We start from the raw sequence: 19649 nt of genomic DNA, 5'->3' as shown, positions 1-19649 counted from the left end.
ATAGAAGATAGTAGCCCACTCTTACCATGCCCGCCTTACCTCCCGACCTGCGCCGCGCCCTCTTCGACCTACCTCAGAAAGAAAAAGACCAACTACTAGCCCGCCTCGTGGCCCAAGATGCCGTGCTGACCGAGCAACTGGCCCACCGCCTGCTCGAGGGCCCCGACGGCGTAGACAACCGCCGCGCCGCCCTGCGCCAGCAGGTAGATGACCCCGTGCGCGGCTATCACCAAACCCCTAATGACCTGCTGGTTATTCTGCGGCAGTTGCAAGCGCGCTTAGCTTATCACGCCCGTATCACCGACGATGCTTTTGGGGAGGTCGAACTGAGCTTGCGGCTGTTGGCCAATGTGTTTCAGCACCAGCCCGAGGTGGTAGCGCGGCTGCACGGCCCCACGCAGCCGCTGCTCCAGCACCTCGTGCGCCGCACGCAAGAAGCCCTCAAACAAGCCAACAAGCTGCACGCCGACTACCACCTAGAGCTGGCCGAAGCAGCCAATGCAGTGCTAGGCGGCCTCTATGCTTCGGGTGCCGCGCCGCTGGCCCGCGAGGCCGGCCTACCTAGGCAGTGGCCGGCCGAGTAGGAGGGAGGCTGTACCAGCCAAGTATTAGTAAGTATCAGTAAGCCAATCGAGCACCGGGTAGGAGCGAGATAGTAAGCTGCCTAGGTGTGCCTAGCGCATCCGGTAAGCAGTAGCATTATCCATATCTTTACAGCAGCTGTGTCTAACTATGAAAGGCTTATGAAATATATTCTTACTATCATCCTATTAGCAGTAACTCGGTTGGCCGTTTTGGCGGGGCCCCCTACTATTCCGGGTCGTCTGGTATTAAAGCTAAAGCCTACCGCTAGCCCGACGGCTGTAGCAGCAGCGCTTCGCACCCTAGGCGCCACGGGCCTGAGTCAGAAATTTCCGCGGGCCACGGCCCCCAACTCCGAGCTGCCAGGTAGTGTAGACCTGCGCCGCATCTACCAGCTGGAGGTGCCAGCTACGGCTACGCTTGCCAAGGCACGGGCCATGCTGATAGGCACCGGGGCCGTCGAGTACGTCGAGCCGCTTTATATCCGCGAGCCGCTCTACCAGCCCAATGACCTGTACGCCGACTCGGTGAATGGCCGGCAGTATTACCTGAAGCGCATCAGTGCCTACCAGGCCTGGGACTTTACCAAAGGTGATACCACCGTGGTTATCGGCCTCACCGACACGGGCATCCGCCCGAGCCACACCGACTTGAAGAATAAAATCAAGCTCAACTACGCCGACCCCATCAATGGCGTAGATGATGACCTCGATGGCTACGTAGATAATTTTCGGGGGTGGGATATGGCCAATGGCAACAACGACCCTAGCTCGAACGAAGACGGCGCCAACCACGGCTCGCTGGTAGCCGGTATCATGGCGGGCCAAACCGACAACACCATCGGGATGGCGGGCGTGGCCTTCAACTGCAAGTTTTTACCGGTGCAGGTATTTCCGGGTACCAAAACCGGCTCGTTTGCGGGTTATGAGGCCATTGTGTACGCGGCCGACCACGGCTGCAAGGTCATTAACATGTCGTGGGGCGGCCAAGGGGGCTACTCGCGCTTCGAACAAGATGTGTGCACCTACGCCGCCGTCAACAAGGATGCGGTACTGGTAGCTGCATCTGGTAATACCAACGGCGACTTGCGCTTTTACCCAGCCTCTTACGAGCACGTGCTGGCCGTGTCGGCTACTGACGAAGGCGATGGCAGGGCCGGCTTTGCCACCTACGGCTATCGCATCGACTTGAGTGCGCCGGGCAACAACATTTGGACGTCGAAGGGCTACTATGCCGATATCGATTACGGCTACGAATCGGGCACTTCGCTATCGTCGCCGCAAGTGGCGGGGGCAGCAGCGCTGGTGCGCTCGCGCTTTCCGCAGTTGCGGGCCGAGCAGGTAGGCGCGCAGCTGCGCCAATCGGCCGATACGGCCATATACAGCCTGCCAGCCAACGCGCCCTACCGCGGCAAGCTCGGTACCGGTCGCCTCAACATGGCGCGGGCCGTAGCGACCCTAGGGTACCAGGAGGCACGGGTGGTAACTAGCACCTTGGCTCCTGCCCAGCCCGCCGGCTACGCCCCCGGCGAAAAGGTGCAGCTGACTGTATTAGTCCGTAACCTGCTGCAACCCATGACGGGTCTCACGGTTACGGTAACCTCGCTGTCGCCCTACCTCACGGTGCAGCAAGCAAGCTTTGCAGTAGGCAACCTCACGCCTCTGGCCCAGCGCACCAATGCCGACCAGCCGTTTCAGCTGACCGTAGCTACCGACGTGCCGCTGAACACTACCGCCACGCTGCGTTACCGCCTCACGGCTGCGGGCGGCTACCAAACCGACCAATACCTGGACGTGCGCCTCAACCCTGACTTTGTGCAGCTCGATGCTGGTGACCTCGTAGCCAGCCTCAGCAGCCGCGGCAGCTTGGCCTACGATGGCGGCTACGACCAAAATGGCCTTGGTGTGAGCTATCGCACTGTGGGCCCGCTGCTCAGCGAGGGCGGCCTGCTATTGGCCACTTCACCAACTCGGGTGTCCGACCGCCTGCGTGCCGCGCCTAGCACCATGCGCGAATCTTTTTACACCGAGGTACCCATTCGTCGGGTGCTGGCCGGCCCTCGCGCCGACCAAGAAGCCTATAGCACCTTCCGCGACTCGCTGCCCACGGCTGCGGCGCCGCGCTCAGTAGGCGTGCAGGTGCGCCAGCGTGGCTTAGCTTGGGGGGTGCCCGCCGCCCGCCGCAATTTTATCGTGCTGGAGTATTCACTCAAAAATATAACGGCCGATACCCTCAAGCCACTCTACGCGGGCTTATTTACCGACTGGGACCTGCCAGGCGATGGCGGCCGCAACCTGGCCCGCTACGACTCGGTGCGGCACCTAGGGTATACCTACGACCCACGAGCCACCCGCCTCTATGCGGGAGTGCAGGTGCTAGGCCGTGAGCCTAAGGGTGTGTACGCCATCAATAACGGTGCCGCCGCAGGCACCCCGGTGTATCTAGGCGATGGCTTCAGCCCCGCCGAAAAATACCTTGCCCTTAGCGACGGTTTTGGCCGCGCCCACCGGTCAGCCGGTATCGACTCGGTTGGGGCCGATGTGTCGCAGGTGATGAGCACGCAAGTACCTCGCTTGGCGCCCGGCGATTCGGTCACGGTAGCTTTTGCCGTGCTGGCCGCCCCCACGCTTGCCGAGCTGCAAGCTGCCGCCGATGCGGCCGTAGCTGCCTACGTGCCGCCGCGGCCACTGGCCACCTCGCCGGCTACTGCTGCTGCCTGGCAGGCATATCCCAACCCAAGCACTGGCCTAGTGCAAGTGGTGTTGCCAGCTGGCTTTGGTGCCGCCACTGCCCAGGTGCTCAATGCGCTGGGGCAGGAGGTGGCCCGCCAGCCCCTAGGTGCTGCGGGCGGCGAGCTACGGCTCGGTGCGTTGGCGGTGGGAGTATATACCCTGCGGATTTCGGGGGCTAGCGGCAGCCTAGTGCGCCGGCTGGTACGCGAGTAAGCGGCAGCGTAACTGGCTACCACGAAACCCCTTCGCCTGACCGGGCGGAGGGGTTTCTTTGTGTTCTAGGTAGGCGCGGGTGGTGCCAGGCTGCACTATTTGGCGCTAGCCGTGTTATTCTTGCCGAGCCAATTCCCTTGGCTTTTGCTTACTTTTTACCTCCGCTATGTACGCTGCCGACATTCAACTTCGCGTTCGCTACGCCGAAACCGACCAAATGGGCTATGTCTACCACGGCAATTATGCCGCCTACTTCGAAGTAGCCCGCACCGAGTCGTTTCGCCAGCTCGGCATTCGTTACAAAGACCTAGAAGCCCAGGGCGTGGGTATGCCGGTGGGCGAGCTGCACACGCGTTTTCGCCGCCCCGCGCGCTACGACGACCTGCTTACCATTCGGGTCATGCTAAAAGAACTGGCCGAAGGCTCACGGGTGAAATTTGAATATGAAATCCGCAACGAAGCCAACGACCTGCTCACCGAAGGCTACACGCTCATGGTGTTTGTGAGCACCACCAACGGTCGCCCCGTGCCCATTCCGGACAGCGTGCGTGAAAAGCTGACGCCCTATTTTTCTGAAGCCGAGGTGTTAGGCCCCCTAGGGCCCGGCCGGGCTACTCCCGGCGAGGCACCCGCACCGGCCGCCTTCGGCAGCTAGCACTGCATGGAAAATCCGCTTGCTCGTTTCTTAACTAATTCTAACTCCATCTCGGTTTGCTCGCTCCTCCCACTCGCCGCCGCGCCTTCGTGCCCGATGTGCGCCGCCACCGCGCTTACCGCAACCTCATGGCCTGGGGCAAGCGCAAGCACCTGCGCGGCGGCCGCATCTCGGTCTACGATGTAGGCGAGCGCGTACTGCACGAGTTGCGGCTCGACTCCTTAGAAAAGCGCGCCGCCTACATGGCCTTCAACCTGACGCTGGCCCTGTTTCCGACCATCATCTTCCTGTTTACGCTCATCCCTTACATCCCGGTGCCGAGCCTCGATGTGGACATTCTTCAGTTCTTGGCCGACATCATGCCCCACGAGCTGTACGCCGCCACGGCTACCACCATCGAGGACATTGTGCGCATTCCGCACGGCGGCTTACTGTCGTTCGGGTTTGTGTCGGCCCTGGTGCTGAGCAGCAACGGCATTATGGCTCTACTCGATGCGTTTGAGAAAAAGTATCCGTGGTTCAAGCACCGGGGTTATCTGCACAAGCGCTTCATTGCCACCGGCCTCACCTTTGTGCTGGCCTTGCTGCTGGTAGTGGCCATTGCGGGCATTTTCTTCGGCACCTTCATCATCGATGCGCTAGTGTTCTACGAAATTGTGCCCGAGCGCTCGTCCGAATTTATGACTCTAGCACTGCGCTATGGCTCGCTCATTGGGTTGTTTCTCACCACCACCTGCGTCATTTATTACTTCGTGCCGCCGGTGCACGATAAGTGGCCGTTTGTGTCGGTGGGGGCATTGGTGGCCACGCTGCTCATCTTCCTGGTGTCGTTTCTGTTCACGCTCTACGTGCGCATTTTCAACTCCTACAACACGTTCTACGGCTCTATCGGGGCGCTGGTAGGCTTCATGGTGTGGCTCGAGTTTGTGTGCATGACGCTCATCATTGGCTTCGAAGTCAATGTGAGTATGGACGCGACCACTGGCCGCTTGAAAAAAATTAGTCCTTGACAATGAGCGTTGAACAAGCTGCTAGGTGCTAATTTTTAGATTTAGGCAGTGTTGGCTCCTTGTTCCTAATGCGTTGTTTTCTACTTTTGCAACCCCAACCACTCGTTTGGGACCCTAGAGAGGTGGCAGAGTGGTCGAATGCGACGGATTCGAAATCCGTTATACCGGCAACGGTATCGGGGGTTCGAATCCCCCCCTCTCTGCGAAATGGTAAAGTAGTGAGTTGGTGAAGTAGCTTCCACGCTTCGCCGATTTACCGTTTTATCATTTCATGTCTAGAGAAGTGGCAGAGTGGTCGATTGCGTCGGTCTTGAAAACCGAAGACTGTAACAGGTCCGGGGGTTCGAATCCCTCCTTCTCTGCAAAGCAAAAAGCTCGTTTCCAGGCCGGAGACGAGCTTTTTGCTTTTTTGGGGATTCCTTGGGGGACGGTTAAAAAATTGACTATCCAGTTTTGTACTTGCCCATCCAATCATACCCCTGCAACCGCTACCGAAACCCGCACCTACGTTGGCCTCACTAGTGGCTACAAGAGGTCAGGGCTGTAAAGCAGAAACCCCGCCCGAATTAGGCAGCATTTCTGCTTTATAAGAAGCGGGCCTGATAAGGTTCCACTACTTAGTACTGCACAGCAGCGCTGAGCAGTACAGTCTGATAAATAGAAAACATTTTTCTGCTGAGATTCTGGGTTTTTTCTGTAGTCAGCAATCTGAAGATAGCGCGTGGTTCGTAGATGAAAGAGCATTACCATTATTGGTTAGCTTACTTTTTTGTAGCAGTGGTACTGGCTGCAACAGTGGACAAGTTGAGATATGAAAGAGCCTTCAACTGATACTACAATCTCTCATGGCTGGCTTATCAAGTGGGCGCGCATATTACAGACAGTCTTATTAGTGACCCTGTTAATGCTGCTTTTTCACCAGCTGAACCTACTACCATCCCCCGAAAGTGATTCTACTTCCGCCGGGGAGCAACGAAGATTGCACGACTCCCGCCTCAGCCAGGCCGATGGTGTGCGCCTGTGAGTGGCTTGAATTGGATATAGCTTACACAAAAGCCCCGACTAGGTCGGGGCTTTTTGTCAGATGAGCAAGAAATGAAGGTGAGTTACTGTACTACGCGCTTCGTTAGGGTCTTATCGCCCGCTCGCAGGCGCAGTACGTATACACCTACAGAATAGGTGGCGCTCCGCCAGGGTGCGGGTTAGTGCCATTATCACACGCTCGGCTATTGGGATTGCTATCGTAGTACGATGGCTTGGAGCCACTCAGTACGGGCGGCTCCGCAATGCCCTAGTGACTGTTGCCAATCGTGGCGCCAGTGTTAGATGTGCCACTACTGCCGCTACCGCCGCCGTTCATGCTAGTGCCAGTCTCAGTGCCGCTCGAATTAGGACTACTCGTACCCCCGGCGGGCGTGCTTGTCGCGCCCGCGCCACCTGCGCTAGATGAGTCATCCATGCTGCTGGTCTGGCTAGTAGCCGATTCGCTGCCTTGCACGTTGCTCGTGCTAGATTCACTGCCGCCGCAGCTGCTGAGTACTAGGCCACCTAGCAGCAGAGTCGCTAGGGGTAAAAGGGAAATGGAGCGCTGCATAGAAATAGAAAGCAAAGGGTAAAAGCGTTAACGCTGCCTATGTATACGGTGACGAAGAGATTTTGCCGGTCAGCCCCCAAAACTGTACGGGTGATAGACGCACCCGGCCGTACGCTCACAACGACCGCGTTGCCGACGCAACCGGTACGGCTCGACTTGAGCGCACTGGTGCCAGGCGTATATGTCGTGCGCACCAGCGGCCAAGCCTTACGCCTGCTGGTTGAGTAGCGGACCAACCAACAAGTACTGCAAAAGAGCCCCGACCAACCGGTCGGGGCTCTTTTGCTTTTCTACGCCACCCGTAGTTCCTCTTCGCGGTAGCAGTCCCAATACCCATCATCGAGCCGGTACACCGGCACTCGCTGAACTAGGCCCGTAGCGGGATGGCGCTCTTTCAGGTGGCCACGCCATACTACTGGATGCGGGCTTTCCTGCGTAATAGGCAGGGCTAAACTACCTAGGGCAAAGGTGAAGCCACCTGAGGCTTGCGGGGAGGGTATTGTAGGCTCTGACGTAGGCTTAGCAATCGGCTCTTCGCACGCTTGCTCATGCCAGCCTAGCGGCTCGCCGCAGTGCTGGCACACGTCGGCAGCTTCATCAGCATAATTCAGCTCAGCTGGTAGGTCGGGATATTCTTCGCCTGCGTCCCAGGCTTGCGTTTGCTCGGCATCGGTGCGCGAGTAGCGGAGTTTTTGGGTTGCCATACTACTAAAATAAGTAGTAGAGGCGAGTCGTGACTAAGTGAGTTGGACTGTGATGGGTGCAATGCGACCCATTTTGAGACTAAGTGCACAAAAAATCAGTCCTCGAAAAGCCCTCGGCCTAGGTTAGTCGGGGCTTGCTTGTTGTTGTCTATAGTGTTTGAGGAGGTGCACCACCCTCAAATGCCTCAAAACTGACATGTCCAAAATCGCGTGTCGTCTGCTCTTGATGGCGCGGGGGAGCCTCCGTATTATTGCAGTCATCATCGTCCTGGCCAATCTTGTGCAAAAACCAGTTGTGCTCCGCTTTCGAGTAGCGAAAGGTGGTGACAACATAGGTCTTTCGGCAGGCACCATACAGGCCCTCCAGCGAAAAGTATCCACCCTTGATAGTAATTCCTTGATGCGGGTCTCCTACACCAGCGCCCCCACAGGCGGTGCATTCTACAACAGTATCATTGTAAGCCGCTAAGGCCACGGACGGCCACCCCCGATTTAGAATCAGCGCGACCCGGCGGGAATAACTCGCCTCTCCGTCTAGGGTGTCGGTTGGGGTCAGCGTTCGAAATACTGCAATAAAATCAGGGCGCTGGTCTTGATTGATATCGCCCTTTTTGAAGGACTCTAATTGGTATCCACGCGAATCTGGCCACAGCGCTTGACTTAGCAATGCGGCCGTGTCTTGCTTAGTAGCTGGGAGATGAGGGACAACTGACGCTGGCGGTATTGATGTATGTCCGGCTACTGACTGGCTCGGGTCCGCTGTATGTGAAGCGGTCTCAGTAGAGGAGCAGCTAGTAAATCTTGTCAGTAATAGCCCGCTTAGCAGTAGCAAGTGTTTCATATCACCAAGCTACTAAAAGACGTTGCACAGTTCCTAAGAGATAATTCGCTTCAACTTTTAGCCACCAATTAAATTGTGGAAGAAGTCAAAGCACTGCTGTGCATCAAGATTGATATACATATTGAAGTAGGCTTCGCCGCCATCTTCTAAGTAAACCTCCCTAGTTTGCCAGTCGTCGAAAAGCGAGTTTCCTTTAGAAAAAGCATTAATCCAGAATATCAGTTGACCACCTACTGTACTAACCCCCTATACTGACGGTGGTAATATGATAGCGGATAAAGAGCTATCTAGCTGTTACCTAGCTGCTGAGTGTATTTTGGGCGGTCAATGGAGGCCATAGTTTCTTGTATCTTGGTATAAATGCTGACCTCAGTAAACAAGCGAGCTAATTGGTTATAGTCGATAGGCGTCGCCGCGCTGCCCCGAATACGCCCCTGCGGCGCTGACCGCACGTCCGACACTACTGGCGGGTCGGCAATTGATAAGTCAGCGAGGCTTGCAGCGTTTGTCGATGTTGAAATGCAATGTATGACTGACCAAACGGTACGGACGTTTGCTCCTTTGTTAGCTTCGTAAGCCCCCAATAAGCCCGTACTCCTAGGCCCAGGCCGGCGGGTAGTTTTATCCCCACACCTACGCAGGGACCTGCATCGAAGCGATGGTAACTGGTAGTTGCCGCAGCATCAATAGGCGTCGAATAGGAACCCGCTACAAAGCCTCCGCTGATGGTTTGAGTGCCAGTAGCACGTCCCCCAACCAATAAACTGGCTTGTGGCCCGACTTCGAGATAGAATGCCCCGAGACTCGCCCGGAGCAAGATGGGTAGATTTAGGTAAGACAGCGATTGGATGTAAGAACTGAAAACGTCGCCTTCTCCGAAATAGTAGTTGTTATCCACAGCAAAGTGCTCGCGGCTAAACGCTATTTCGGGCACGAGCGACAAATACTGGCTAAGGGATATTTGGTAGAAGATGCCTGCTTGGTAGCCTAGCTTTCGCTGTGTAGTAGTGACGTTTCTACCGTCGTCAGAACTCTTGGCGATGCTAGTTAGTCCACCCCCAGTACGTAGGCCTACCTGCGCCTGCGCAGTGCTGGCCAGCAGCCAGTAACTGCTGAGTAAGAAGAATAGTCGTTTCATCAGAGAGAAAAGGAATAAGTAGTCTGATGAGGCAGTACTCCTTAGAAGGGTTGCATTAAGCCACCTGCTGCCGAAATAACTTGCCAACGGACGCTTCTTGCTATTGGGTGCGCCAGGTTCTGAGTAGGTAGCGGTATAGTTCTAACAAGCTGTAATAGAGTAGTAATACTAGGTGCAGAACTACCAAGAGTAGAGAAGTTGGTGAATGGTTGGCTGAGGGCTTGGACGAGAAATAATGCAGCAGGAGTAAAAGGAAGGGCCAGCAGGTACTAACGAGTTAGCGGCATTGTATTAAAAGGCATAGAGCGCAAAAAGTAGTGGATGACGACGTTGCGTAGCGGGCGTAATGCGACACCAGATTTTGCCAGTGGCGCTAGTACTAGTTAGCTTAGTAGAAGATTTAGCCTGTAAGCTTATGCCAAAGCCCGACCGAAAACCTGACCCCGACTTTGAGCCGGACTACGACACGGCCGATGTAGAATATGACGATGCATTGCCGACTTACTACCATGAAGTAGCTGATATAGAATACGAGACACCAGCCGACCCTGACTACGATGACATCGCGCAAGGAAGCGACGAGGCGGAGCTGGCCGACCCTGACTATGAAGAAGTGCCTCAGGTGCCCGCGCTAATTGAGCCCGAGCCAGTGGTAATGCAGGCTGCCTCAACCTTATTTGCCTTTGAAGTAGGTCGGGCCGTGCTGCCCCTCACGCAGGCGCTGCCGCACACTGTGGTTTGGCGTGGGTATTTAAAAGAACCTCACCCAGTGACGGGACTACTGCGCCGCGTGCCTGTATATCGGCTAGCTGATGGCTACTGGGACTGCTACCGCGAAGAAGAGTTGCAGGTAGCCTAATAAGTAAAGAGCCCCGGCTGGTGAGGTCGGGGCTTGCTGTTGAGTTTATCCCTATGCTTGTGTAGTCTTCGGGCTAAGGTTGTTTTTATAGTTTGGAACGGCTCATCTGCTTTAGATGAGGTTTTTATAGCTGATGTGGGGTGCTAAGTGGCCAGTTCTATGGTAAGCTCACGGTCATTAGGAAGATAGTAGAGCGCCATCATATACAGTTCTTAACATTGAACTAGGTGAATGCTGCTGCCAGAAGACGGCATGCGAAACTTAGCGGTAAGTGAGACAAATAGAGCGTGTTAGTCGTGGCAAAATAGTGCATAGTAGATTTTCTAGTATAAATCTGTGGGGATTCTGTTGTAATTTGTGGCTGCATACAAATTTTACCAAGGATGCGCTACCTGTTTCACGACATCACCTATCAAGACAAAGTCATTCGCTTTATTAAGCCTCTAAATATCGATAGTGATGGTGCGCGTATCACGACCAGCATTGCTGAACTGCAAGTCATCGGGCGGTATTTAGAATACAAGGAGCCTAATACCGTCGTCATTGCTCTCCTAGGTCGTGGCATCATTGGCTGCTCTAAGGAAGATAAAACGAGGGGGCCTGTCATTCAGGCATTTCAGAAAAATTGTAAACGCTTGCCTGATGCAAGCTATGTGTGGAAAACAGCAGAGCTTGTTATAGATTAGAGTAGCCCTTGCTTATCAAGTCAGCATTTACCTCTGGCGCGCGAAGAAACTGTATGCCTTTGCTAACTATTAGAAAAGCAAGGCTCAATGGCTCACTAGCAGAAGCGAAGTTCTATTCTCCGCAGTACTTTTTATTACCTGCGCAAGCCTCGAATACCTCGTAAGTAGTGAAGAAGCCGCTGAATGACCTAGGGCCACTTGGTCGGAAAAGGTAAGGTTATCTTCGGTCATGAAAAAACTCTTATTTCTAGGGGCGTGCCTGCTGGCATTGGCTTCTAGGCCAGCTGAGGCGCAGACAGGAGGGCCAGAGGTGCTAGTAGTGCGAATTACGGAAGGGGTTCGGCGTGTTAATGTGAGTATTACCCGGCCTGATGGGAAAAGCGAGCAGCTCGGTTTCGAAAACGGAGCATTTGGCGAGCGCTTAGACAAGTCGGGGCAAGGCTATCAAAAAATCTTTGCGACGTTGTACCAGCAAGGCTATCGCCTGCAGAGTACCTTCAGCGCAGAGGCAGCAGCAAGTGATGTGCGGACTACGCTGGTCTTCGTGAAGGGCCAATAACCTACAAGCGCGGTTAAGGAAGCAAGCGCTTCGTGCGCTGTTGCGGCTCTTTGTTTTTGCTGCGCGCCTATGCGCCTAAGCAATCGGTTGGCGGTAAGTCCCCTAGGTGCTCTAGGGGCAGGCCTGCCTCATGAGCGAATAGGTAGGCGCCGCATAACTTCACCGCACAAGCCTAGTAGGCTACAGTACGTTCACGCAGTCTTTCCTTTCTTATGGACCAACAGCAAGACCTGATTCGGAAAATATACGCCGCTTTCAATGCCCGCGATATTCCTACCATCCTCGCTACGTTTGACCCGCAGGTGCGGTGGTCGCGCGCGTGGGAGGGCGATTATGCCGTAGGCCACGAGCAAGTGCGAGACTACTGGCTGCGGCAGTGGCAGGAGCTAGACCCCCACGTAGAGCCCACTGGCTTTGCACAACGCGAAAACGGCCAACTAGAGGTAGCCGTGCAGCAAGTAGTCAAAGACTTGCAGGGAAAAGTAGTGTTTGACGGCCCGGTGAAACACCTCTACACCATCGATGCCGGCTTAATCAAGCAAATGGATATCGAGCAAGTGTAATACCACTGGCAAGCAGTATAGGTAAAAGGCCCCGCTCAGCACGGGGCCTTTTTTGTGGCCCTTCATCTATCTATTATTCCACATTGGTGCGCTGCCAAATACTCAGAGTACGTGATGGCTTGTCTAGATAAATTATCGGAAAGGCTAGGTGACCAGCGGCGAGTGTTGTATGGATGATAACCCTAGGTAGGCTCGGCAGCCGCAGGCAATGGAGAGGTATAACAATGCACAGTTTGCCAACCAGTAGAATAAGTAGAATGCAATAAATAAATTAATCGCTATGCAGTTAGCACAACTATAGGCAGTAGTTAAATATATTTGTTGTCTTGCTCTTAACTATATATTTGATTTTAGCTGCTTCTGTGAATAATTATACTTCTGCACCTGGCTCACACTTGCATTTCGAAAACGCTGTTGGGCGGGTTCTTGTGCACCCATCGGGGCTTTACCTTGCCATTGAGTACTATACCGGCCCCCGAATGCCTACAGAGCTGCAGGCTTTTCTGCTGCAGGCGGGCTATATGCTATCACGATGGGGCTGGGACAAGCTCTTGACGGCACACTTATCCATGCCTGATTTCACGCCGGAAGAGATAGAAGAAATCAAAGCGTATTGGCGCGCAAACGTGTCTCAGTCTCCTAGCCTGCTTTATGGAGCTTTGCTGCTACCTCACAAGGTGTTTGCCCAGCTGTCTTGGAGCGCCAGCTTCGCTGGTACTAAAATGGCAGTGTTAAGCTAGGCCCTCGCTTTTGTGGCGGTGGCCGCTGACCTAGACGGTTGTGGCTAGTATGCTGGGCTAGTGTAGATTGGCGTGCATGTTGCCGCACTCGGTTACTTCGCAAGGCTCCCAGCCAAAGTAGCGCAAGTGGTTGTAGGCGTCGCAGTAGAAGGTGCGGCGGCTATCAGTTGTCACCGAAGCAAGTCCGCTGCCCTGTTTGGTGCTGAACGAGCAAAACTCGTTTGTGTTCCAGTAGTCGTCTAGCCAGGCGTGTTGCCATTGGATACCGTCGAGGTACAGCATTTGCAGGCGGCCATCGTAGCCCTGGTACAGAAGGTGAGTGCCGTCGGGGGTGCTGGCCAGCGAGCCTTTTACCTTGTAAGCCATGGGGTAGCCCGTGTCGCCATAGGTGTAAGGGGCCATCGGTAGCACCGCAGTGGCAAAGTGCCCCGTGCGCTTGTTGCGAGTTACGCAGCAGATGTTATCATCCTGGCTTACATAAAAAATACCGGTTGCCGTAGCAACGAGCGCGGTGGGCTTGGCAGCCATCGGCTGGGCACTGTCGACTCGGGCATGAGTATAGGCCTGGCCGTCCCACCAGTACGCTTGTAGCTGGTTGTCTTGGCCGCGGTAAAAAATGCTGCGCGTGCGCTGGTCGTATACAAGGTCGCCGGCTACGTCGGTAGCGCTACCATTGGGAATGCGGAGGGGGGTGGTGGGGGCGTATGCAGCGGTCGCGCTGCTAGAGTAGCAGCTTGGGTCTATTGTAAAAACTAGAATTGTTGCGTGCTGGCTGCGGTATGCGACAATGCCCTCATCGGCTAAGATGGTGACTGCCCCCGCCTGGCCATCGACTAGCTCATTGCCCTGCCCGGCCGCCCCCGTGAGCCACGTGTGCTGCCAGCCACCTAGGGCATCGAGGTAGTAGCCTTGTAGGCGCCCATCGGCCCCCTTGTACATGGCCAGCTGAAGGCAGGGGATATAGGCTACGTCGCCCGCCACGTCGTAGCCGCTGGTATAAGGTAGCGCCGTCACGGTCCAGTCATTGCCGCGGGCATTGTGGGCCAAATAAAGCCGGTCGTTAGTGCCGCGGTAAAAAACTTGGGTGCTGGCTTGTCCGGGTAGGGTCTTGCCTACGGCAATAGAACCGGGCTCGGCGCTCACTTTAGCCCAGGTAGTGGTGGCTTCTGGGTCGCGGTCCGAGCTAGGTTCCCAATTGGGTACCGGCTGCGAGATGTCGTGGTTCAAGGCTTCGTACGAAGACTTGTAGCTGCTCGCGTCCATGACATAGTCGTCGGGGCAGGTGCCGTTGACCATGCAGGTCGGGCGCAGTAGGCGCACGTAGTCTACATCCAGCTGAAAATCAGCCGTAGCGTTAGTCCACGAAGTGGTTTGCAGGTTGATGAATAGCTCGCTCCATTGCTGCACGCTTTGGATAGCTGAGCGCGGCACGGTTTGGATTTCGCGGCCGTTGAAGAAAAACGTGATTTTGGCGGGCGTCCACACCATGGTGTAGGTATTGTACTGCCGGCTGAGTAGGGTGGCTTGGCTCCACCAGGGGTCCGACCATAGCTTGGAAAGGCGCCCGCAGTTAGGATACTGCTGCGTGCTGCTGGGGTGGTGCCAGTCAATCACATTGGTGAGTAGGCCAGGGTTGCTAGGGTAGGCGTAGGGCCAGTTATCGATGCGGGCGCCGTCGAGCATGTCTATTTCGGTGCCCTGGTGGGCCCAGAGCCAGAACGTGGGCCAGGCATCTTCCCCATTGGCGGGTAGCTTGAGGCGGGCTTCGTAGGCGCCGTAGGAGGGCAGCACAAAAGGTCCTACTGAGCGCAGCATCCCCGAGCGGTAGCGCACGTAGCGTGGTGCGCCGTTGCTGTAGGTGCCTTTCTGTACACTCAGTGGGTTGCCCTGCGCATCGCGCCAGCGAGTGGCCCGCAGGTGGGCCGCCCCGCCCGACACCGTCACCAGCGACGAGTCGCTGGTATCGTACCACTCACTGCCCCAGCCGGCGTACTGGTCCGTGCCGCCAGGGCGCACCTGCCAGAACTTAGGGTTGGGCCGCCCCGTGCCCGCCGAGTCGTCAAACTCATCGCGCGCCACTATTGTCCACCCCGAGCTTGGGTTCGAAAAATCGAGCCGAAGCTTGCACTGGGCAGCGGCAGGGCGCGGGGCCACTCCACCTCCGAATAAGGCTAAGAGAAGTACTAGGAAGGCGTGCCGCAGCCGGGTGGATGCCATGAACAAATGAAAACGAAAAGACAGAGCAACAAAGTACGCGGCCCGGCCATGCCACAGTCGGCAGTACTTGGTAAAAAGAATTAAACGCCTTCTTGCAAGGTGTAAACACGTTCTGAGTAGTGACTAGCATACACGGGCGAGCGGCTGGTGCATGGTAGCGCATAAACTCCAAGACTCCCTGCGTTGCGAGAAGTCGCGTTATTTAAAAGTTATATCGTTCATGAGTGCCCCGCGTGATTATGCCCTGCCTAGGGCTGCGGCGGCATTTGCCTCTAGCTAGCAGTGGCCTTATTATTCGTAAGTTTACCCCCCAAACACTGGCGGTTAAGGCTTGCTGACTAAGCTGGCTTGCTCCGGTAAAAGCCTTATGGCGCTTTCTTCGTCCGCCACTCTTCGCATTCCGCAAACTGCCCCCGTCATTGCGGCCCTGCCCCCCGCGGCCGAGCGCCCGCAATGGTCGGTGATGATACCAACCTACAACTGCACCCCTTTTCTGCGGGAGACGTTGCGGAGCGTGCTGGCGCAGGACCTAGGCGCCGCCCACATGCAAATTGAAGTGGTTGACGATGCCAGCACCGATGAAGACGTAGCCGCCGTAGTGGCCTCCCTTGGTGCAGGCCGGGTGCAGTACTACCGGCAGCCTACCAATGTGGGCAGCCTGCGCAATTTTGAAACCTGCCTCAATCGGGCCCGCGGCCGTCTGGTGCACCTGTTGCATGGCGACGACCGCGTGCGGCCGGGCTTTTACGAGCACCTAGGCCAGCTCTTTGCGCAGCACCCGGCAGCTGGTGCCGCATTCACGCATTATGCTTCCATTGATGAGCATGGCCGCAAGGTGCAGGAGTTTGGGCCCGTGCAGCCAGTAGCCGGTATTTTGCCCGATTGGCTGCCACGTATTGCCGAGGCCCAGTACATTCAGTATGCAGGGATGGCCGTGCGGCGCGAGGTCTACGAGCACCTAGGAAGTTTCTATGGTACCACGTGCGGCGAAGACTGGGAAATGTGGGTGCGCATAGCCCGCCACTATCCCGTGGCCTACAGCCCCGAAATGCTGGCTGAATACCGGGGCCACTCGGGCTCCGTGTCCTGGAAAAAAGCCCAACAGGGCCAGCTACTGTCCGACTGGGCACACGTCATTGCCCGCATCGAGCAGCATTTGCCCGCAGGCCAGCGCCAAAAAATAGGGCAGCGCGCCCGCAGGCGTAGCGCGCAGCTAGGCATAGGCGAGGCCTACCAGGCACTCGCCCACACCAAAAGCTGGCCTGCGGCCCACGGGGTGCTGGCGCAAGCGCTACGCCTCAGCCAGCACCCCGCTACCTATTACCACGTGCTGAAGTTTTACGCCAAGGTGCTGTGGCACTGGCGCCAGCTAGGCTTGTAGGGCCCGGTAGCGCGCCAGCGCCTCTAGGCAAAAAGCAGTAGTAATTTCTTCCGAGCCCCAGCCCAGTACTCGCTTGGGGCCGCCGTAGTACACCAGCCAGCGCGGCCAGTGGCCGGGGGCCTCCTGCGCGCGCAATAAAAAATCGACGGCTGGCCCTAGCTCGGGCGGCGTGGCGCGCCAGTTTAGGAGCGTGCACACGGCCCAGGCAGTGTCAACTATAGTCTCGCCTAAGCGGCCATCGGGCTTGGCCGTGGCCACAATGCGGTCGATAACGGGCTGGCGAGCTGGCGCTAACTGGGTGATGCCGCGGAAGTAATTGCGCGAAATGAAATAGTATACAAAATGCGCGTCGCGGTACCACAGGTCGCAGTCGGCCTCGCGGCCTTCGGCAATAATGCGCAGCAGCCAAGCGATGATAGGCTGCGTTTCGGGAATGTCGCCTAGGTAGTATAAGACGTTAGCATTTACTACTCCATCCACATCGTTGCGACTGGCCTCGACCCCTCGCCAGAACGCGATACTCTGCACAGGTCGGCGTAGCTCGGAGAGGGTAATGCGCCAATACGTGCGATTGGTTTGCCAGCGCAGCCGCAGCGAAAACCAGCTGTAAAACAGGCCGCGCCGGTCACGGTTAGCCAGCAGCAGTGGCACGTTGGCAGGGTAGGGCCAGTCGAAGCCGCGCGCGCGCAAAAAATCCGATACGCAGGCCGTGTCATCAGCGTCGGGTAGGCACAAGTAGCGTAGGCGGTGCAGTACGGTAAAGTGGCTCCAGAGACCACCTCGGCTCACTTGGTACTGCAAGAAAGCGGCGGCCTTGCCTAAGGCCTCGTCTATAGCCGGATGCTCAGCTAAGAAGAGCAGGCAATGCCCAATCAGTGCCGTCGGAAAAATAGAGCTATCGGGCAGGCACCACTCCTGCATGGGCGCATCGGGGGCGCAGTATGCGCAAAACTCACCGTTGGGATACTGGTGCTGGTGCAGGTAGGCTACGCCCCGCTCTAGGGCGTCGTCGAGGGCAGCTGGGCTTACTAAGGCCATGTTACGGGTACCGTGATAAGTTGCTGCACCATCTTTTGCGCATTGGTGGCTAGGCTGGCGGTATCAACTATTTGCAGCCGAGTAGGCGAGTTTTCCCAGCCCCACAACGCCAGCGGCTGCAAGGACTCAAACTCAAAAATTACGGTTTTAACCAAGTAGTCGCCCGCCGTGAGGGGTAGGTTTGGTAGGCGGCAGCTGAGGGTATGCTGGCCCGCAAGCAGCATCGTAGGCTGCGGGGAGTAGGCTCCCGTAATGCACACGTGCCCATCACTGGTATGGATAAAGAAGGCCCAGCCTGCATTTTCGCGCGCCCGAAACGACTGGTAAGTGAGCGTGAGCTCTACCTCATCGCCAACCTGCACTGCGGTGCCCGCAACTTGGCCAGCTAGCGCCACGCCCTCAATGGCCACTGGCCGGGCCTCGCTCAGCGTCGCTCCGGCGCCCGTGGCCGAGTCGGCTGCTGCCAGGGCCGCCAGCTGCTGCGAAAAATAGTAGTCGAGTGCTTCCGTAGCGGTACCCGAAAACGTGATGCGGCCTTTGTCGAGCACCACGCCCCGCCGGCATATCGACTGGATGTGGTGCGGCTGGTGCGACACCAGAATGAGCGAGCCACCCGCAGCTAGGTAGCTCATCATGTGGTTGATGCACTTTCGCTGAAAGTCAAAGTCGCCCACCGCCAGCACCTCATCCACGAGCAAAATATCGGGGTGCAGGTGCGCCGCTACCGCGTAGGCTAGGCGCGACACCATGCCCGAGCTGTAGAACTGCACCGGCATGTCGATGGCCTCACCTAGGCCCGTAAACTCGATGATGGCGGGTAGCAGCGGCGCGATGCCCGCCCGCGAAAAGCCCATGAGCGCGGCCCGCACAAACACATTTTCGCGGCCCGTGAGCACTGGGTCGAGCCCCACGCCTAGCTCGATGAGCGCCCCCACTTGCCCCAGCAGGCGGATAGAGCCTGTATCGGGTTTGATGAGGCCGTTGAGCAGCTTGAGCAAGGTGCTTTTGCCGGCCCCGTTGGCGCCGATGATGGCCAGCGCCTCGCCGCGGTGCAGCTCAAACGACACGTCTTGCAAGCTCCAAAACTCGGCCCGGCGCAGGCCCGCAGCAGGCCGATGGCGGCGGGGCCAAGTTTCGGCCGCAATGTCGCGCAAGCCATACCACAGTGAGGTGCGCAGGTGGCCGCAAAACTTCTTGGATAGGTTGCGAACTTGAACTACTGGTTCGGACGTAGCGGTAGCGGGCATAAGGCAATAAGAAAGCTTAAATCAAAAAGGCAGACGGGGCCGACTAGAGGCGAGCAATGAGGTGCGGCCGCGCCAGGCGGTACACCAGCCAGCTAGCGCCCAGCAGCCCCACGGCCATCACGGCCACCAGCCCAAAGCCCGCCGCGGGGGCCATTTCTCCGGTCAGCACCCAGTTGCGGGTAGTGGTGAGCAACGGCGTCACGGGGTTGAGCACCGTAAGCCAAGCCGCCGCCTTAGGAGGTGTGTACACGATGGGCGTAATCAAAAACCAAAAGCCTAACGCCATCGACACCGCGCTAGAAATATCGGCGTATAGCAAACTCACGGGCGTCAGCAGCCACCCTAGGGCCAAGCCCAGCACTAGCAGTAGGCCCAAGCCCACCGGCACCAGCAGCAGGCTGGCGTGCCACGGAATATGAAACCATACCAGCACCGCCGCCAAAATGAGCATGCGAATGGCTTGGTTGAACAGCACCATGCCCATACCCGCCACGATGAATGCCTCGTGCGGTACTTTGACCTTGGCAATAGTGCCGCGGGCACTCTGCAACTGCTGCAGCGGGCAGTTGAGGGCTTCCACAAAGCCCTGCCAGATAAATAAGCCGGCCAGTACGTAGGCCGGGTAGGGGCCCGCCGTAGCGTCGTAGCCCTGAATGATGTGATTCTTGCCTAGGTATGTCCAGGTGAGGCCCGTGAGGATAGGCGGCAAGAGCATCCAGAAATAGCCCAGTAGGTTTTGGCGTATCTGCACCCGCAGGTTGCGCCGAAACAGCTGCCAGCCAATATGGTGCACCAGCCGCAGGTCGTGCAAAATCTCTCGGCCAAAGGCGCGAGGCGCCTGCAGCGGTGAGTACGGCGTGTAAATAGTTTCTTTCATTTGGAAAGTAGCC

At 56.9% G+C, this 19649-nt stretch carries 17 protein-coding genes and 2 tRNA genes; 12 read left to right on the top strand and 7 right to left on the bottom strand.

Features of this window, described 5'->3' with window-relative positions; translation table 11 throughout:
- Window positions 1-26: 26 nt before the first annotated feature.
- The 6 genes from FNT36_RS05490 (at window position 27) to FNT36_RS05465 (ending at window position 5554) form a co-directional block, all read left to right on the top strand.
- Window positions 27-584, top strand: a complete 558-nt coding sequence (locus tag FNT36_RS05490) for a hypothetical protein (protein ID WP_144845132.1) — start codon at window positions 27-29, stop codon at window positions 582-584.
- A 159-nt stretch (window positions 585-743) separates the two neighbouring features.
- The gene (locus tag FNT36_RS05485; RefSeq protein ID WP_144845130.1) at window positions 744-3527 is read left to right on the top strand and encodes a S8 family peptidase; all 2784 of its coding nucleotides are present in this window, start codon (window positions 744-746) and stop codon (window positions 3525-3527) included.
- Between the two features lie 166 nt (window positions 3528-3693).
- Complete coding sequence (locus FNT36_RS05480; RefSeq protein ID WP_144845128.1) at window positions 3694-4182, top strand: acyl-CoA thioesterase; 489 nt, start codon at window positions 3694-3696, stop codon at window positions 4180-4182.
- Between the two features lie 56 nt (window positions 4183-4238).
- Entirely contained in the window at window positions 4239-5192 is a 954-nt protein-coding gene (locus FNT36_RS05475; RefSeq protein ID WP_233635694.1) for a YihY/virulence factor BrkB family protein, read from the top strand.
- Between the two features lie 116 nt (window positions 5193-5308).
- Window positions 5309-5395: transfer RNA gene (locus FNT36_RS05470), tRNA-Ser, on the top strand.
- A 74-nt stretch (window positions 5396-5469) separates the two neighbouring features.
- Window positions 5470-5554: transfer RNA gene (locus FNT36_RS05465), tRNA-Ser, on the top strand.
- Window positions 5555-6483: 929 nt separating this feature from the next.
- Here the strand turns inward: FNT36_RS05465 and FNT36_RS05460 are convergent.
- The 3 genes from FNT36_RS05460 to FNT36_RS05450 form a co-directional block, all read right to left on the bottom strand.
- On the bottom strand, window positions 6484-6786 hold the full coding sequence (locus FNT36_RS05460; RefSeq protein WP_144845127.1) for a hypothetical protein: 303 nt from the start codon (window positions 6784-6786) through the stop codon (window positions 6484-6486).
- Window positions 6787-7076: 290 nt separating this feature from the next.
- On the bottom strand, window positions 7077-7490 hold the full coding sequence (locus tag FNT36_RS05455) for a hypothetical protein (RefSeq protein ID WP_144845125.1): 414 nt from the start codon (window positions 7488-7490) through the stop codon (window positions 7077-7079).
- A 1301-nt stretch (window positions 7491-8791) separates the two neighbouring features.
- Entirely contained in the window at window positions 8792-9469 is a 678-nt protein-coding gene (locus FNT36_RS05450) for a porin family protein (RefSeq protein ID WP_144845123.1), read from the bottom strand.
- A 415-nt stretch (window positions 9470-9884) separates the two neighbouring features.
- Here FNT36_RS05450 and FNT36_RS05445 point away from each other — a divergent pair, with 415 nt between their 5' ends.
- The 5 genes from FNT36_RS05445 to FNT36_RS05425 all read left to right on the top strand — a co-directional run bounded on the left by FNT36_RS05445 (window position 9885) and on the right by FNT36_RS05425 (window position 12876).
- Complete coding sequence (locus tag FNT36_RS05445; RefSeq protein WP_144845121.1) at window positions 9885-10328, top strand: hypothetical protein; 444 nt, start codon at window positions 9885-9887, stop codon at window positions 10326-10328.
- A gap of 383 nt (window positions 10329-10711) precedes the next feature.
- On the top strand, window positions 10712-11014 hold the full coding sequence (locus FNT36_RS05440; protein ID WP_144845119.1) for a hypothetical protein: 303 nt from the start codon (window positions 10712-10714) through the stop codon (window positions 11012-11014).
- Between the two features lie 229 nt (window positions 11015-11243).
- Complete coding sequence (locus FNT36_RS05435; RefSeq protein WP_144845117.1) at window positions 11244-11573, top strand: hypothetical protein; 330 nt, start codon at window positions 11244-11246, stop codon at window positions 11571-11573.
- A gap of 212 nt (window positions 11574-11785) precedes the next feature.
- Entirely contained in the window at window positions 11786-12136 is a 351-nt protein-coding gene (locus tag FNT36_RS05430) for a nuclear transport factor 2 family protein (RefSeq protein ID WP_144845115.1), read from the top strand.
- A gap of 344 nt (window positions 12137-12480) precedes the next feature.
- Complete coding sequence (locus tag FNT36_RS05425) at window positions 12481-12876, top strand: hypothetical protein (RefSeq protein WP_144845113.1); 396 nt, start codon at window positions 12481-12483, stop codon at window positions 12874-12876.
- Between the two features lie 57 nt (window positions 12877-12933).
- Here FNT36_RS05425 and FNT36_RS05420 read toward each other — a convergent pair whose 3' ends face one another.
- Window positions 12934-15093, bottom strand: a complete 2160-nt coding sequence (locus FNT36_RS05420; protein ID WP_144845111.1) for a family 16 glycosylhydrolase — start codon at window positions 15091-15093, stop codon at window positions 12934-12936.
- A gap of 367 nt (window positions 15094-15460) precedes the next feature.
- Here FNT36_RS05420 and FNT36_RS05415 point away from each other — a divergent pair, with 367 nt between their 5' ends.
- Window positions 15461-16474, top strand: coding sequence for a glycosyltransferase family 2 protein (locus FNT36_RS05415; RefSeq protein ID WP_144845109.1), 1014 nt, complete (start codon window positions 15461-15463; stop codon window positions 16472-16474).
- On the opposite strand, the gene FNT36_RS05410 is transcribed toward FNT36_RS05415, so the two are convergent.
- From FNT36_RS05410 to FNT36_RS05400, 3 genes are read right to left on the bottom strand one after another with little or no spacing between them, the layout of a single operon-like run.
- A complete protein-coding gene (locus tag FNT36_RS05410) occupies window positions 16463-17512 on the bottom strand; it encodes a hypothetical protein (RefSeq protein ID WP_144845107.1) in 1050 nt (349 codons plus the stop codon). The two genes, FNT36_RS05415 and FNT36_RS05410, sit on opposite strands and share 12 nt — an antisense overlap.
- On the bottom strand, window positions 17503-18759 hold the full coding sequence (locus FNT36_RS05405) for an ABC transporter ATP-binding protein (protein ID WP_144845105.1): 1257 nt from the start codon (window positions 18757-18759) through the stop codon (window positions 17503-17505). Before FNT36_RS05405 ends, FNT36_RS05410 begins: the two co-directional genes overlap by 10 nt.
- Before the next feature lie 43 nt (window positions 18760-18802).
- Window positions 18803-19636, bottom strand: a complete 834-nt coding sequence (locus tag FNT36_RS05400; RefSeq protein ID WP_144845103.1) for an ABC transporter permease — start codon at window positions 19634-19636, stop codon at window positions 18803-18805.
- Window positions 19637-19649 lie beyond the last annotated feature (13 nt).

This window comes from Hymenobacter setariae (genome assembly GCF_007713685.1).
GTDB classification, from domain to species: Bacteria; Bacteroidota; Bacteroidia; order Cytophagales; family Hymenobacteraceae; genus Hymenobacter; species Hymenobacter setariae.
Note: the sequence above shows the minus strand (reverse complement) of the source record. Positions and strands in the feature narration are given on the sequence as shown.

Bases quoted from the DNA above. Each gene is read 5' to 3' on its own strand.
- FNT36_RS05490 (WP_144845132.1), top strand. From the start codon at position 27: ATGCCCGCCTTACCTCCCGACCTGCGCCGCGCCCTCTTCGACCTACCT.
- FNT36_RS05485 (WP_144845130.1), top strand. From the start codon at position 744: ATGAAATATATTCTTACTATCATCCTATTAGCAGTAACTCGGTTGGCC.
- FNT36_RS05480 (WP_144845128.1), top strand. From the start codon at position 3,694: ATGTACGCTGCCGACATTCAACTTCGCGTTCGCTACGCCGAAACCGAC.
- FNT36_RS05460 (WP_144845127.1), bottom strand. From the start codon at position 6,786: ATGCAGCGCTCCATTTCCCTTTTACCCCTAGCGACTCTGCTGCTAGGT.
- FNT36_RS05455 (WP_144845125.1), bottom strand. From the start codon at position 7,490: ATGGCAACCCAAAAACTCCGCTACTCGCGCACCGATGCCGAGCAAACG.
- FNT36_RS05450 (WP_144845123.1), bottom strand. From the start codon at position 9,469: ATGAAACGACTATTCTTCTTACTCAGCAGTTACTGGCTGCTGGCCAGC.
- FNT36_RS05445 (WP_144845121.1), top strand. From the start codon at position 9,885: ATGCCAAAGCCCGACCGAAAACCTGACCCCGACTTTGAGCCGGACTAC.
- FNT36_RS05440 (WP_144845119.1), top strand. From the start codon at position 10,712: ATGCGCTACCTGTTTCACGACATCACCTATCAAGACAAAGTCATTCGC.
- FNT36_RS05435 (WP_144845117.1), top strand. From the start codon at position 11,244: ATGAAAAAACTCTTATTTCTAGGGGCGTGCCTGCTGGCATTGGCTTCT.
- FNT36_RS05430 (WP_144845115.1), top strand. From the start codon at position 11,786: ATGGACCAACAGCAAGACCTGATTCGGAAAATATACGCCGCTTTCAAT.
- FNT36_RS05420 (WP_144845111.1), bottom strand. From the start codon at position 15,093: ATGGCATCCACCCGGCTGCGGCACGCCTTCCTAGTACTTCTCTTAGCC.
- FNT36_RS05415 (WP_144845109.1), top strand. From the start codon at position 15,461: ATGGCGCTTTCTTCGTCCGCCACTCTTCGCATTCCGCAAACTGCCCCC.
- FNT36_RS05410 (WP_144845107.1), bottom strand. From the start codon at position 17,512: ATGGCCTTAGTAAGCCCAGCTGCCCTCGACGACGCCCTAGAGCGGGGC.
- FNT36_RS05405 (WP_144845105.1), bottom strand. From the start codon at position 18,759: ATGCCCGCTACCGCTACGTCCGAACCAGTAGTTCAAGTTCGCAACCTA.
- FNT36_RS05400 (WP_144845103.1), bottom strand. From the start codon at position 19,636: ATGAAAGAAACTATTTACACGCCGTACTCACCGCTGCAGGCGCCTCGC.